Origin of the sequence: Sulfidibacter corallicola, assembly GCF_017498545.1 — a bacterium.
In the GTDB taxonomy this organism is placed as follows: domain Bacteria; phylum Acidobacteriota; class Holophagae; order Acanthopleuribacterales; family Acanthopleuribacteraceae; genus Sulfidibacter; species Sulfidibacter corallicola.
Map to the genome: position 1 here is coordinate 2,960,210 of NZ_CP071793.1, position 14,185 is coordinate 2,974,394.

A 14,185-nucleotide genomic window follows, 5' to 3' on the forward strand; every position below is an offset into this window, starting at 1 on the left:
AGGTTCCCACATCGAGAGAGAGGCGTCGCGCCTGTAGGTGGAGCAGCCTGCTCCACCAATCGAAGCAACATATGTAACAGAAGTGGGTTACACCATAGAGCGAAGCCGATACCCTCCCTCACGACCCCAATCCAAAGCCGTAAAGTCCAAAGTTCCCACATCGAGAGAGGGGCGTCACGCCTGTAGGTGGAGCAGCCTGCTCCACCAATCGAAGCAACCCAAACTGCGTTTTCCAGAACGATCCTGAGAGCGAAGCATTTCCACCTGTAGGCGGGACCTCACCTTAAGAAATTAAATCCGCTTGGCCTGCCTGAGAGTCGAGAGACTCGTCGTGCAGGGCCGGTTAGGCAGGGCCGGTTAGGCAGGGCCGGTTAGGCAGGGCCGGTTAGGCAGGGCCGGTTAGGCAGGGCCGGTTAGGCCGCCGCACCTTCCTGGCACGACACACCTCACCGCATAGGGGAACTTCGAGGTTCCCCACTCCGAGGTCCTCCGGGGAAAACCAGGCTACGCTCTTTGGCGTTACTCGCTGAATCGAGGAGGGTTGCTCCGACTGGTGGAGCAAGCTGCTCCACCTACACGCCTGACGTCTCTCTCGACATCCGGGCTTCCGGCAGATTGGGACTTCGATGAATGCGTGGCTGCCAACACTAGATGCTTCGCTCTTAAATAGTTTGAAAAGACGAGGTTACGCTACTCCGACTGGTGGAGCAAGCTGCTCCACCTACACGCCTGACGTCTCTCTCGACATCCAGGCTTCCGGCAGATTGGAACTTCGATGAAAGCGTGGCTGCCAACACTAGATGCTTCGCTCTTAAAGAGTTTGAAAAGACGAGGTTACGTAACTCCGACTGGTGGAGCAAGCTGCTCCACCTACACGCCTGACGTCTCTCTCGACATCCGGGAACTTCAACCTCGAGTACTTCGGTCAAGACGATCCATCGCTAGTGGGAGCTTCGCTCTCGAGATTTGCCTGAACTCGTGGATTGAGCGGCTTCGAAAAGTCGGCCCGGCTCACCTACAGGCCCGGTTCCTCTCTGGAACTCCGAGCCCTTTCCGCGAACTCCTTCGAGAGGCCCGCGGGCTTCCCGTCCCTGTTCGACCTGCTGCAGTGCCCGCCCTCAAAGCATTCGGGGACTCCTCGCGGGGATCGCTTCGAGCCGTTCAGCGGGCCGCTGAACCTACCTGGCAGGACGCCTCTCTGGGCATGCTGGCACGCCTCGCCCGCGTCGCCCCGACTGATGGAGCAGCCTGCCTGCGCGGCCCGGCTCACCTACAGGCCCGGTTCCTTTCTGGAGTGCCGGACCCCTCCCGCGAACCCCTTCGAGGGTGGCCTCCCGAGCGACCGTCGGGCCTTCGCTTTCGCCCATTTGGGCACACCAAACCAGGGGCCGCGAATTCTGTGAAAATCCGGAAAACATCGGAACCACACCCACCCCGACATGCGCCGCAAGCGCACGCCAACTTGGCTTTGCTTTTCCACAAGGCAATGGATATCATGGGGGACATTCCAGTTCGCCAAGTAAACAGCCAGGTTTCCAAAGAGCGCTTCCATCGCAGGAACCATCGCTCTTGGACAGGGGGATTTCGGTGACCAAGCTCTTCTTGAACGACGACGACCGTATCGCGATCATCAATCGCGGCGAGGCCGCCATCCGCTTTTTGAACGCGGTGGAGGACTTCAACCGCGAACGCGGCACCTCGCTCTCCACGGCCGCCTTGTACACCAGTCCCGACAAACACGCGCGCTTCGTTCAACGCGCCGACGTCGCCTACCATCTGGGCGACGCGCTGGAACCGGATTTCGGCCAGTACGACGATCGGGGCATGCCGCTGAAACGCAGTCCCTACCTTCAATACAAACGCCTGGAGGAAGCGCTGCGCGCCACCGAGGCCCGCGCCGTCTGGGTGGGTTGGGGCTTCGTGGCCGAACACGCGGCCTTCGCCGACCTCTGTGCGGAATGGGGTGTGGTCTTCATCGGGCCCACCGGCGAAGCGATGCGCAAGCTGGGCGACAAAATCGGTTCCAAACACCTGGCGGAATCGGCCGGTGTCTCGGTCTCCCCCTGGAGCAAGGGGCCCGTACCGGATGTGGCGGCGGCCCGCCGTCACGCCGAGGCGATCGGCTACCCCCTGGTCATCAAGGCCACGGCCGGCGGCGGCGGGCGCGGGATCCGCCGCGTCACCCAAGAGAGCGAGCTGGAGGAGGCGTTCCACACCGCCACCTCGGAAGCGGCCAAGGCCTTTGGCGACGGTACGGTCTTCATGGAGAAGATGGTCGTCAACGCCCGGCACCTGGAAGTCCAAATCGTGGCCGACACGCATGACAACATCTGGGCGGCGGGGGTCCGCGATTGCTCGGTCCAGCGCCGCAACCAAAAGGTCATCGAAGAAGGACCCGCCGTGATCCTGAGCCCGGCCCGGGCCGAAGATTTGAAGGACGCGGCCCGCAATATCGCCCGCGTTTCCGGCTACCACAACGCGGGCACCGCCGAATTCCTCTTCGACGAGCAGGACGAACATCTCTATTTCATGGAGATGAACACGCGCCTGCAGGTAGAGCACCCCGTCACCGAATTGAACACGGGCCTGGATCTGGTCAAACTGCAGCTCCACGTGGCGATGGGCCTGACGCTGGACGGCGAGCCGCCACCGACGCGCGGTCACGCCATCGAAGTGCGCCTCAACGCGGAAGATCCCTACAATCAATTCGCCCCTTCGCCCGGACGCATCGAGCTTTTCAACCCGCCCGGAGGCGCCGGGGTCCGCGTCGACAGCGGGGTGGAGACCTACAGCGACATTCCCGCCTCGTTCGACTCGATGGTCGCCAAGATCCTGACGACCGGCAACACCCGAGCGGAGGCGATCGCCCGGATGCGGCGCGCCCTGGCCGACACGACCATCGTGATCCACAACGGCACCACCAACAAGTCCTTCCTGCTGGAACTGCTGCAACACCCCGACTTTCTGCAGAACCGCATCCACACCGGTTGGCTGGACGCGCTGAACGCGGCCGGCGGCATTCGCTCGGGCGCCAACCGCGAGGCGGCCCTGATCGCGGCCGGTATCGAAATCTACTCGCGCACGCTGCACCAACAACGCCAGGAGTTCTTCCAGACGGTATCGCGCGGCCGACCGCAGCGCCTGCCCGTGGCCTCCACCGCCGAAGTCGAAATGAAATTGGACGGACAGAGTTACAAGTTCGAGATCCGGCTGGTGGAACCCAAGTACTATCAGATCGTTCACGAAGACCGGCACTTCGATGTCAAGATGGTCTGGGATTCGCCCCAAAAGGCCCGACTCTACTACAACCAAACCAAGTACGATTGCGTGGTGGTCCCCAAGCAGGAGGACTTTCTCGTCGAAATCGACGGCGCCACCCATTTCGTGGCCCAGGATTCGGGCGGCCTGGTGAAGAGCAACTCGCCGGCACTGGTCCTCAAACTCAACGTGGAAGTGGGTCAGGAAATCTTCGCCGGTGATGCGCTGCTCAGCCTCGAAGCGATGAAAATGGAAATGGTGATGCAATCGCCCGCCAGCGGGGTGGTCAAGGAAATTTTCGTCAAGGCCAACGACCAGGTGAGCGCCGGCGATCCGTTGATCAGTATCGAAGCCTCGACCAACGGCGATGCGACCGCGGACGTGGGCGAACGGGCCACCTTCGCCTACGACAGCAAGCCCGAGAAGGAAAAGGACGACCACGAACGGGTCCTGCGCGGCTGCGTGGGTTTCATGAAGGGATTCGACGTGGACGGCAGCTCGTTCGAGGACATGTTGGCGCGTTTGGACAACACCATCCGAACGCTCGCCACGACGCTCGATGGCCCGGATATGCTCAACACGTTCCTGGAGAAACTGTACCGTCTCTACCTGGACATCGAGTTCCTGTTCCTCAAGGAAGTGGCCGTCTCCGAAACCGACGTCAGTTCACCCGAACAAAATTTCTTCATCTATCTCCAGTTGCTGCGCACCGGCCAGGAGCACCCCGCCGAGGATTTCGTCGATCGCCTCAACCTCGCCTTCCGGCACTACGGCCTGGACGTGGAGAGCGGGGTCGACAACCTGGAAGAGATCATCATTCGGCTGTTTTACTCGCACAACAACCTGGAACTGAAGCAGCGGTTGTTGCGCCACGTCCACGGCACCTTCGGCGAAACCGGCGCCTTCACCGAAAGCAAACGCCTGCGGCGCTCGGTGGACAAGGTGTTCCACGAATCGCGCAGGGCCTTCAAAAAGCTCCACAACATCATCGTGGACTTCCTCTATTCGGTGTTCGAGCAGGCCTCGTTCTCCTCGGCGCTGGAAACCTCACTCACGCAAATCGAAAAAATGCTTTCCACCATGGAAGCGACCGCGGACGAATCCACGCGCCGCGAATTGATGCGCCAAATCGTGTACTCGCCGCACCCGCTGATCAAGCTCTTCGTCAACAAGTTCGCCGACGCCACCGATCTGCAGCGGGCCACCTACAGCGAGATCCTGCTGCAGCGCCTGCACCTGGACATGCAGCTCAAGGAAATCCGGTCGCGCATCGAGGACGGTATCGCGATCACCAGCAGCAGCTACACGGTCGACCGCATTCAGGTCCTGTCGATCACCGTCGCCGATTTCTTCGAACGCCTCGATACGGTGCTGACATCGATGGCCGATCTGGTGCGCCAGCAGCGCGAATACCAGGAAGTGGTGATCGACCTCTACCTGCACGCCAGGGAAACGCAGAGCACCGACCAGTACGCCGAACGTTTGAATGCGGCCATTCAGCAGTTCCCCAAGTACGCGCAAATGTCGCGCATCCGCGTCATGATCGGCGACACCATTTCGATCCCACACTGCTTCCTGTTCATCCACGACAAGACCGGGTACATCGAGCGCCGCCAGTACCGCGGCATCACCGAAACCATGGGCCAACGGTTCTACATCGAACGGCTCCAGGGCTTCAAGACCGAGCGCTTGCCGACCGAAGAACAGATCTACCTGTTTCACTGTGTGGCCCACCAAAACGCCGACGATCAACGGTTGATCGCCTTCACCGAGGTTCGCGAACCGCCGCCTTCGATCAAGGGCACGCCCTTCGTGTATCCCGCGCTCCACCGCGAGTTCCTGCGCGTCCTGCGCGCCATGCGGCAGCGGCAACACCAGTTCGGCAGCTCGCGCAGCGGCAGTTTCTACTGGAACCAAATCATCATCTACATCCGGCCGCTTCTGGACGTCACGCGCGAGGACCTGCTGGCCTATCTGCGCTTCATCATCACCGGTTACGAACACGTCCACCTGGAAAAAATCCGGATCTATTGCCTGCTGGACCAACCCCACGGCGATGTGGCCAACTTCCAGATCGAGGTCAATTTCCCGGCCGACGTGGGCATCGAGCTCAAGTACTCGGCACCCTCCACCCCACCGATCCAGCCGCTGTCGAAGCGCGACCTGAGCCATGCCCTCTCCCGCCGCCGCGGCCTCAACTACCCCTACGAGGTGTTGGACCTGCTGACCAACGGCTACTTCCACAAGGGCGAATTCGAGGAATTCGACATGGAGCGGGACGGCGACGACTGGCGGCCGATCTCGGTCAAGGGCCGCCCGGCGGGACAGAACCCGATCGGCGTGGTCTTCGGCATCATCACCAACTTCACGCCCAGCCACCCCTCGGGCATGGAACGCGTCATCGTGTTGGGCGATGGCAATTTCGGGTTGGGCTGCCTGTCGGAGCCGGAATGCCGTTCTTTCCGCGCCGCGTTGACCCTGGCCCGTGAGCGGCGCATTCCACTGGAGTGGTTCTCGATCTCCAGCGGCGCCAAAATATCGATGGACAACGGCACCGAGAACCTGGATTGGACAGCCCGGGTCCTGCGCGACCTGATCCAATTCACCCAGGAGGGCGGCGAGATCAACCTGATCGTCGACGGCATCAACGTCGGCGCGCAATCCTACTGGAACGCGGAAGCCACCATGTTGATGCACACCCGGGGCTGCCTGATCATGACGCCGCGGGGCACCATGCTGTTGACCGGCAAGGGGGCGCTCGACTACGCGGGCAGCGTGTCGGCCGAAGACAACATCGGCATCGGCGGCATGCAACGCATCATGGGCCCCAACGGCCAAGCCCAGTATCCCGCCAAGAACCTGTTGGATGCCTGCAACACCCTGTTCCGCTACTACGCGCTCACCTACGTGTCGCCGGAGGATCACTATCCGCGCAACTACAGCGTCACCGATCCCGAGGATCGCGACATCACCTTGGAATCCTACGCCTTCAACCTGACCCCGGATTTCAAGCGCATCGGCGACATCTTCGGCGATGCCACCAATCCCGGCAAGAAGAAGCCGTTCGACATGCGTCAGGTCATGCGGGCCGTCGCCGACAAGGACCAGAAACCGCTGGAACGCTGGCCGCTGATGGCGGAAGCCGACAACACCATTGTGTGGGACACGACCCTGGGTGGTTTTTGCGTCTCGATGATCGGCATCCAATCCTTCCCCATCAAACGCCGCGACGGGGTACCCAACGACGGGCCCGACACCTGGACCGGCGGCACCCTGTTCCCGCTTTCCAGTAAAAAGCTGGCGCGGGCCATCAACGTGGCCAGCGGGAAACGGCCGATCGTGCTCCTCGCCAACCTCAGCGGTTTCGACGGCTCGCCCGAGTCCCTGCGCCGCCTGCAATTGGAGTACGGCGCCGAAATCGGCCGCGCGGTGGTCAATTTCAAGGGGCTGATCCTGTTCTGCGTCCTGTCGCGCTACCACGGCGGCGCCTACGTGGTCTTTTCCAATGTGCTCAATCCGGGCCTCAAGGCCCTGGCCCTGGAAGGCACCTACGCCTCCGTGATCGGGGGCGCACCGGCCGCGGCCATCGTGTTCCCGCGCGAGGTACGCAAGCGGACCATGAAGGACGGGCGGATCGACGCCCTGCAAAAGGAATTGGAAGTGGCCGCGGCCAACGAGCGCGACGGCCTGCGAGCCCGATTCCAAGAGGTCTTCAACGAAGTCTACAGCGAGAAACAGGCGGAATTGGCCGCCGAATTCGAGGGTGTCCACACGGTGCAGCGCGCCAAGGACGTGGGTTCCCTGGACGACATCCTTCAGGCCCCCAAACTGAGACCCTACCTGATCGGTGCCCTTCGCGAGGAACACCAATCGGGTTATTGGCTGAACCGCGAGCAGTGAACGATGGCGGCGCGACGGTTCGCCGCCATCCTGAATCAAATCCGGATGAACGAGTCGGCTCGCCGTGGTTCAAGCGTGCTCCAACAGGTCGAAGCAGGTGCCGGCGATGGCGACGGCGGTCGCTTCCCGGATCAGCGGATCGGTCGAATGGAAGGTGCAGATCAACCGGCCCTGAAACGTGAAACCGAGCGGGACCGTGCCGCGCTGGCCCGAGATTTGTCTGGAATGGATGAACCGTTCCGTCAACCGAATCGGGCCGCAATAGGCACTGCAAGACGGCACTTCGCCAGGAAATACCGTGATGGATGGGAAAGGGCGATTGATTTCCCGCATAGCCAACCACCTATTTTTTAAGAACCGACAAAATATGCCAAAAACCTATAATAACGAAAATTCAGTTATAAACGCATACAAAGCCATTTTCGCTGGCCGGATAATCATGCGAGCCCTCGAGACACGAGGTTTTGGGTATCGCAACGCGATCGCCCACCCCAGCTAAGCCACTGAAATGAAAAGTGCTACTTTGGAACCCATACCCGGGCTCCAAAGTGCGCGGAGCCCTTTTCAGGAAAAAATCTCAGCCAGGGCCCTCTCTGGTTTTGACCCCGTGTGAGGCTGCTGTTATGATGTGCCGTTTGTGAGGTATGTCATCGTGCCGCAGCCCTTTCCGTGAGCTTCGATTCATTTTTTTCTTTTTGCGCTGATGGGGAACGTGCACCTGACACCCACACGGGTCGAGCAAGTTTCGACCCAGTCCCTCGATCGATCGGAACACCCATATCGGACACGCCCGACTTTGTTCATCGCCTCCGTGCTTCCCATTCATTTGCGTGCCGGTCCTGTTTCCAATCGAGCCCGGTGTTCCCATAACGCGCGCTCCCGTGGCGGAGCCGCATCGACCCGAGGGATGCGACACTTAAGGAGTGATGAAACCATGAACGCTGATTCCATGTTCCTGTTCCCTGGCCAGGGTTCCCAAGTCGTAGGGATGGCCCGCGACCTTCACGACCGGTTCGCTTCCGTACGCGATCTTTTCACCTGTGCGAGCGACATTGCCGGCTTCGACGTCGCCGCCACCTGTTTCGAAGGCCCCATGGAAACCCTGACCGAGACTCGGAACCTGCAGCCCGCGTTGACCGCCGTCGTCCTCGCCTGCTATCGCGCCGCGGTCGAAACGCGTGCCGCCGAGCCCGCCTTCGTCGCCGGCCACAGCCTGGGTGAATACGCCGCCCTGGCGGCCGCGGGTGTGCTCACCGTGGAAGATTGCTTGAAACTGACGACCGCACGCGGCCGCCTCATGCAGGCCCAGGCCGAAGCCAATCCCGGCGCCATGGGCGCGGTCTTGAAGCTGGCCCCCGAGATCGTCGCCCAAATCGTCGAGGAGCTGGCCGAGGAGCACCTGATCTGCCTCGCCAATTTCAACACGCCCGAGCAGTTGGTGGTTTCCGGAAGCGAAGCGGCCATCGAGGCCTTGACCGAAAAAGTGAGCGAGGTTCGGGGTCGGGTTCGCAAATTGAAGGTTTCCGGCGCCTGGCACTCGCCCCTGATGAAAGGTGCCGAAACGCCGTTCAACGACGTCATCGACACGGTGACCTTCGCCGACGCCCGGATCCCGGTCCTGATGAACGTCACCGGTACACCGGAGCAGGACGGTTCGGCCATCAAGGAGAACATGAAACGGCAGATGTGCAGTGGCGTGCGCTGGTGCCCCGCGCTCCAATACGCGTGGGACGAGGGCGTGCGCCGTTTCGTGGAGTTCGGGCCCAAAGGTGTTTTGGCCAAGATGATGAAGGCGATCGCCGCCGATCCGGGCCAAATGGAGACCCTGGTGGTCGACAACCCCGAGAAGCTGGAAAACTGGAGCGCATGGGAACTGACCACCCCAGCCGTTTGAGTCATTTCGGGCCGTTCAGCGCAAACGCGAACGGCTCGAATCGCCTCGGGAAAAAGCATTTTTTCCTGGGAGGAACCCTAAGTCGGGCCGCTTCTGTGACGAGGCTTCGCGGGGACCTTCCCCGGCTCGAAGGACAGTCTCATGGCATGCGCGGCCTTCGACACGGTTCTTTTAGGCCTTGTTGGTTGTTTTGATCAACCCGATGACGGGAATCAGGCCGTGCCAGGTCGCACCATCGGGTTGATCGGTCACGATGATTTCACGTTGGTCGACGATTTCGGCGGCGAAATCAGGTTCCGGAAGGCTCCCACCGATGGGCCATCCCCTCCAGAACTACAGCCACGCCCGTAACTCGGTGACAACGTCGAAGCAGGCACGCGGGGCGTGATCCATCAACGCCTCACGACCGTGGGCGCCGCTCGTCACGCCCACCGCATCCATGCCCGCCCGGGCCGCCATCTCCAGGTCCAGCGCGCTGTCGCCGATCATCAGGCAACGCGCGGCATCGGCGCCGCTCTCCGCGACCAGCGCGTGCAACATGGCCGGCTCCGGTTTCGGCAGGCTCTCCCCCGCACAGCGAGTGTGTGAAAAGAATCGATCCAATTGGTAATGGCCCGTCTCGCGTTCCATGCCCTCGCGCGATTTGCCCGTGGCCACCATGATGCGAAACCCCGCCGCGTTCAAAGCGCCCAACATCTCGGGCACGCCCGGAAACAAAGGGGACAGGGCCAGCTCCGGTCCCAGCCAAATCTCGCGGTAGGTGGCGGTCATTGCGTCTACGTCCGCATCCGGACCGGCGAGCTGTCGCAATGCGTCTTGCAGGGGAATGCCGATCAACACCCGAGCGGCCTCGGCCGAAACCGGCGCCACGCCGGAGGCCTGGAAGGTCCGCTCGAAACAAGCCAGGATCCGGGGAATCGAATTGATCAGGGTACCGTCCCAATCGAAAATGAGCGTGTCGTAACGAGATGTGGAGGACATGAAAACCTCTTCTTCACTTGAAACCAGGATAAAGGCGCCAGGCTGCGGGTCGATCGGCGGAAGGTCGCCGCGACCGGCCTCACATGTCGGCCAGGAACGGCCACTTTTCGCGGGTGCGCGCCACCTCGCCGGGGTCGATGTCGACCGCGAACAAACCCTGGCCCCCACCACAATCGAGCAGCACGTCACCGTTCGGCGCCACGACCATCGAGGAACCCACGTATTCGCGGCCCGCGCCGTCGCTGCCGATGCGGTTCACGCCAACCACGTAGCACAGGTTCTCGATCGCACGCGCGACCAACAGGCTGCGCCAGTGATGAACCCGCGCGGACGGCCAGTTGGCCACGTAGGTGACCATGGTCGTCTCCGGCATCATCGGGCGCACCAGCTCGGGGAACCGCAGATCGTAGCACACGTAGGGACTGATCTGCAGGCCCGCCACTTCCCAACGCATGGCCTCGGAACCGGGCCGATACTTGAGGTGTTCGCCGGCGTAATTGAAGGTTTTCAGCTTGGCGTAATGACGGCTGTCGTCGGGCGTGACCAGGTAACAACGGTTCTCCTGGCCGCCTTCGACCTTGTGAGGTAACCCGCCCATGACCGCGCAGTCCAACTCGCGAGCGAGCTCTTGCATCGTTTGAAAGCCGATGTCGAACGATTTGTGGGCCTCGTGGTTCATGGTGAACCCGCACGACCAGAGCTCGGGCAACAGCAGCAGATCGAACGACGCGTCGGCCGCATCCATGGTCCGTATCGCTTGCCGTACCAGGTCGCGCACCCGTGCGGCGTTGCCCGCGGCGTTCTCCCAGAGAATATCGAATTGAATCAATCCCAATCGAGCCACAATCAGCCTCCTTCCGGCCATCGCGCGGTGCCGGGCGACAAGCGTCCAGGCACGCGTCGGGATCGCCCAGCCGGGTATTTCCTAGGCCGGAGATCCAACATATGATTCATCTGGTTCATCCCTTCAGACGGGCGAGCCGTTCGAGTCCGGCATCCAGGGTTTCGGTCTTTTTCGCGAAGCAGAACCGCAGGTAATTGAAGGGCGCCTCGTCCTGATGTTTGTAGAACACGCTGATCGGAATGGCGGCCACGGCCACCTCGGATTCGAGCAGGTCCATCGCGAATTCCAGGTCGGGTTTGTCGCTGAACGCCGAGAAGTCGGCCAGTACGAAGAAGGTGCCTTCCGGCCGGATGACCTTGAAACCGATGTCGGACAGGGCCGCGCAAATGCGTTCACGCTTCGCGGCGAGGTCCGCGTGCAACGGCGGGATCAGGCTGTCGCGGCGCTGGATCGCTTCCGCCATGCCCCACTGAAACGGCGTCGCCACCGCGAAGGCGATGAACTGGTGCAGCCGGCGAATGGCCTCCGTCGCGGCGGGCGGTGCGATCGTGTAGCCGATCTTCCAACCCGTCATGGAAAAGGTCTTGGCTGTGGAGGAAATCGTGATGGTGCGGTCGCGCATGCCCTCCATCGCCGCCATGTGGATGTGGCGATGTTGGTCGAACAGCAGGTGCTCGTAAACTTCGTCGGTCACGGCGATGACGTCGTGGGCCACGCAGAGATCGCGAACCAGGCCCATCTCCGCTTCGTCGAAGACGCGCCCGGTCGGATTGTGCGGGGTGTTGATGATGATCGCCTTGGTGCGCTCGTTGAACGCGGCGCGCAACCGGTCGGGATCGAAGCGAAATTCCGGCGCGACCAGCGGAATCGGCACGGCCTGCCCGCCCGACATTTCGATCGTGGGCACGTAGGTGTCGTAAATGGGCTCGAACACGATGACTTCGTCACCCGGTTCGATGATCGCGGTCAAGGCGGCATACATCGCCTCCGTGGCGCCGTTGAGCACCGTGATCTCACGCTTGGGATCGAACTCCAGACCCGCCTCCGCGGCGTATTTTTCCGCCAACGCCTGGTTCATCACGGGTACGCCGGGCAGGGGGGCGTATTGGTTGTGGGCCTCGGCAATCGCCTTGCGGGCCGCTTCCTTGATCGGTTCGGGTCCGTCGAAATCAGGAAAACCCTGTCCCAAATTGATGCACTTCTTTTCCAGCGCCTTGCGCCCAAGTGAATCGAAAATACTGGCACTGTAGGGTCTAAGCTTCCGCGACATCCACTGTGGCATGAACTGCTCCTTGGCGTTGGTTTCAGGGGAAGGGTTTCCGCGAGGCATTATACCTAAATTGCGCGATCCTCGAGAGTGTTCGTGGCGATCCGTCCTTCCGGAAACCGAACGGGTACCCTCTGCAACCAAGACCTCTCCCTCCAGCGGAACCCTGGAGCACACAACCCGTTCCGGGCTACAATGACTCGATTTGCTCGAGGAGGATCCGTTTGTCCAATGCCACCAGCCCCACTCCCGAATGGTTCGACCGTGCCTGGAACCACCCGTTCGAAACCCACACGATTCCGGTCGAAGGCGCCGACATCCGCGTCCTGACCTGGGGCGATCGCGGAAAACCGGGGTTGTTGATGGTCCACGGCGGTTTGGCACACGCCGAGTGGTGGCGCTTCCTCGCACCGCTTTTCGCCGACGACTATTTCATTGCCGCCCTGGATCTCAGCGGGCACGGTGACAGCGGGCACCGCGACAATTACGGCGGGTTCTGGCCGAAAGAAGTCATGGCGGTTCACCGCGACATCGGTTTCGCGGATCGACCGGTGTTGGTCGGTCACAGCATGGGCGGCCTGATGACGGCGTATTGTGCGGCGACGTTTCCCGAAGCCTGGTCCGGCGCCCTGATCTGCGACTCCCCCATCACCCGCTTCCCCGAGGGCACGCCGGATCCCGATTCACCCAGTGCCGGACCTCGCATTCGCCACTACCCCGACTTGGAAACGGCCGTCGAGCGGTTTCGGCTGCTGCCGGCCCAACCCTGCGCCAACGATTTCATCGTGGACGCCATCGCCAGGGCATCGCTGAAACGATCGGAGGGTGGCTGGACCTGGAAGTTCGATCCCCACGTTTTCGAAACCTCGGATCGACGGTCGGTCAAGCCGTTCCTCTCGCAGATTGCTTGCCCCTGGTGGTTGCTCCGCGGCAGTGACAGCACCCTGGTCGGCAACGAGGTGCGCGTCGACCTGAACGAACTGGGCCTCAATTTCGTTCCGCTGGTCGCCATTCCGGAAGCGCACCACCACGTGGTCCTGGACCAGCCCCTGGCCTTCACGGCGGTCCTGCGGGCCTTCCTGGCATCCATCGGTCATGTTTGAGGCTCCCGGACTCGAACCCTTGCCCGTGTCGTCGGCGATCGACCGCGCGGTTTTCACCCGAGACTATGCCCGCCCCCGTCGCCCGGTCCTGATCCGCGGCGCGGTGGCCCACTGGGGCGCGCTTGCCAGGTGGACACCGTCCTTCTTTCGCGAACACTTCGGCGACAGGCCGGTGCGGGTCGAAGGCCGGTCGCTGAGCTTCGGCGAGCTGGTCGACGCGATCGAAGCCTCGACACCCTCGCAACCGGCCCCCTACCTGCACAACCACTACATCTACCACCACCTGCCGGAAGTGGTCGCGGACATCGAACCCCTGCCCGAGATCTGGCATGGCAACCTGCTGCAACACGCGCGATTTCCTCACGCCGGGCTCCTGCCCGACGGCAAGATCGGCCTGTTCCTGGGAGGCGACGGGGCCTCGTTTCCGGTGCTCCATCGCGATACCTTCCACACCCACGCTTTCGTCACGCAGGTGTACGGCACCAAATCGGTGTGGCTGTACGGGCCCGACCAAACCAAGCGGGTCTACCCCAAGCCCGAGGTGCCCACCCACTCCCGCATCGAGCACCCCCACGATCCGGATTTGAACACCTACCCGGATTTCGCCGAAGTCCGCGGATACACGGGCACGCTGACCCCGGGCGATACGCTCTTCATTCCGGCCTGGTGGTGGCACACCACCTACATGCCGGAAACCTCGATCTCGGTTTCGGTCAACTACGTGGACGCCACCAACCGCTGGGCGTTCTTGGCCGACATCTGGCGGGAGCGGGACGGGCGCCGGCCGCTGCGCAAGGTGGCGACGATCGCCAAAATCGCCGCCCTGGCCTGGCGATGACGCCGGGGCACGCCCGAGCGGAGCCGCGGACAAGCGAGCACACACGTTCGAATTCGAGATCTCGGATACCCCAGTCGGCGCTGCAATGGGTTCTCGGCCC

Annotated in this window: 8 protein-coding genes; 4 read left to right on the top strand and 4 right to left on the bottom strand. The window is 62.1% G+C overall.

The genetic code is table 11. The features are described from left to right. Window positions 1-1,587 precede the first annotated feature (1,587 nt). Window positions 1,588-7,158: an ATP-binding protein gene (locus J3U87_RS08500; protein ID WP_237382613.1), complete on the top strand. Its 5,571-nt coding sequence runs from the start codon at window positions 1,588-1,590 to the stop codon at window positions 7,156-7,158. A gap of 69 nt (window positions 7,159-7,227) precedes the next feature. On the opposite strand, the gene J3U87_RS08505 is transcribed toward J3U87_RS08500, so the two are convergent. Continuing rightward, on the bottom strand, window positions 7,228-7,491 hold the full coding sequence (locus tag J3U87_RS08505) for a hypothetical protein (RefSeq protein WP_237382614.1): 264 nt from the start codon (window positions 7,489-7,491) through the stop codon (window positions 7,228-7,230). Window positions 7,492-8,092: 601 nt separating this feature from the next. Between J3U87_RS08505 and fabD the strand changes: the two genes are divergently transcribed. Then, a complete protein-coding gene (fabD, locus tag J3U87_RS08510) occupies window positions 8,093-9,052 on the top strand; it encodes an ACP S-malonyltransferase (protein ID WP_237382615.1) in 960 nt (319 codons plus the stop codon). Between the two features lie 333 nt (window positions 9,053-9,385). On the opposite strand, the gene J3U87_RS08515 is transcribed toward fabD, so the two are convergent. The 3 genes from J3U87_RS08515 to J3U87_RS08525 form a co-directional block, all read right to left on the bottom strand. Continuing rightward, on the bottom strand, window positions 9,386-10,033 hold the full coding sequence (locus tag J3U87_RS08515; protein WP_237382616.1) for an HAD family hydrolase: 648 nt from the start codon (window positions 10,031-10,033) through the stop codon (window positions 9,386-9,388). Window positions 10,034-10,112: 79 nt separating this feature from the next. Continuing rightward, complete coding sequence (locus J3U87_RS08520) at window positions 10,113-10,877, bottom strand: nitrilase-related carbon-nitrogen hydrolase (protein ID WP_237382617.1); 765 nt, start codon at window positions 10,875-10,877, stop codon at window positions 10,113-10,115. A 115-nt stretch (window positions 10,878-10,992) separates the two neighbouring features. After that, the gene (locus tag J3U87_RS08525) at window positions 10,993-12,159 is read right to left on the bottom strand and encodes a methionine aminotransferase (RefSeq protein WP_237382618.1); all 1,167 of its coding nucleotides are present in this window, start codon (window positions 12,157-12,159) and stop codon (window positions 10,993-10,995) included. 209 nt (window positions 12,160-12,368) lie between these two features. Between J3U87_RS08525 and J3U87_RS08530 the strand changes: the two genes are divergently transcribed. Both J3U87_RS08530 and J3U87_RS08535 read left to right on the top strand, forming a co-directional pair. Beyond that, window positions 12,369-13,247, top strand: coding sequence for an alpha/beta fold hydrolase (locus J3U87_RS08530; RefSeq protein ID WP_237382619.1), 879 nt, complete (start codon window positions 12,369-12,371; stop codon window positions 13,245-13,247). Next, window positions 13,240-14,085 carry a cupin-like domain-containing protein gene (locus J3U87_RS08535; RefSeq protein WP_237382620.1) on the top strand — a complete coding sequence of 282 codons (846 nt, stop codon included), beginning with the start codon at window positions 13,240-13,242 and terminating at the stop codon, window positions 14,083-14,085. The genes J3U87_RS08530 and J3U87_RS08535 overlap by 8 nt, the downstream gene beginning before the upstream one ends. Window positions 14,086-14,185: the final 100 nt, after the last annotated feature.

Bases quoted from the DNA above. Each gene is read 5' to 3' on its own strand.
- J3U87_RS08505 (WP_237382614.1), bottom strand. From the start codon at position 7,491: ATGCGGGAAATCAATCGCCCTTTCCCATCCATCACGGTATTTCCTGGC.
- fabD (WP_237382615.1), top strand. From the start codon at position 8,093: ATGAACGCTGATTCCATGTTCCTGTTCCCTGGCCAGGGTTCCCAAGTC.
- J3U87_RS08515 (WP_237382616.1), bottom strand. From the start codon at position 10,033: ATGTCCTCCACATCTCGTTACGACACGCTCATTTTCGATTGGGACGGT.
- J3U87_RS08525 (WP_237382618.1), bottom strand. From the start codon at position 12,159: ATGCCACAGTGGATGTCGCGGAAGCTTAGACCCTACAGTGCCAGTATT.
- J3U87_RS08535 (WP_237382620.1), top strand. From the start codon at position 13,240: ATGTTTGAGGCTCCCGGACTCGAACCCTTGCCCGTGTCGTCGGCGATC.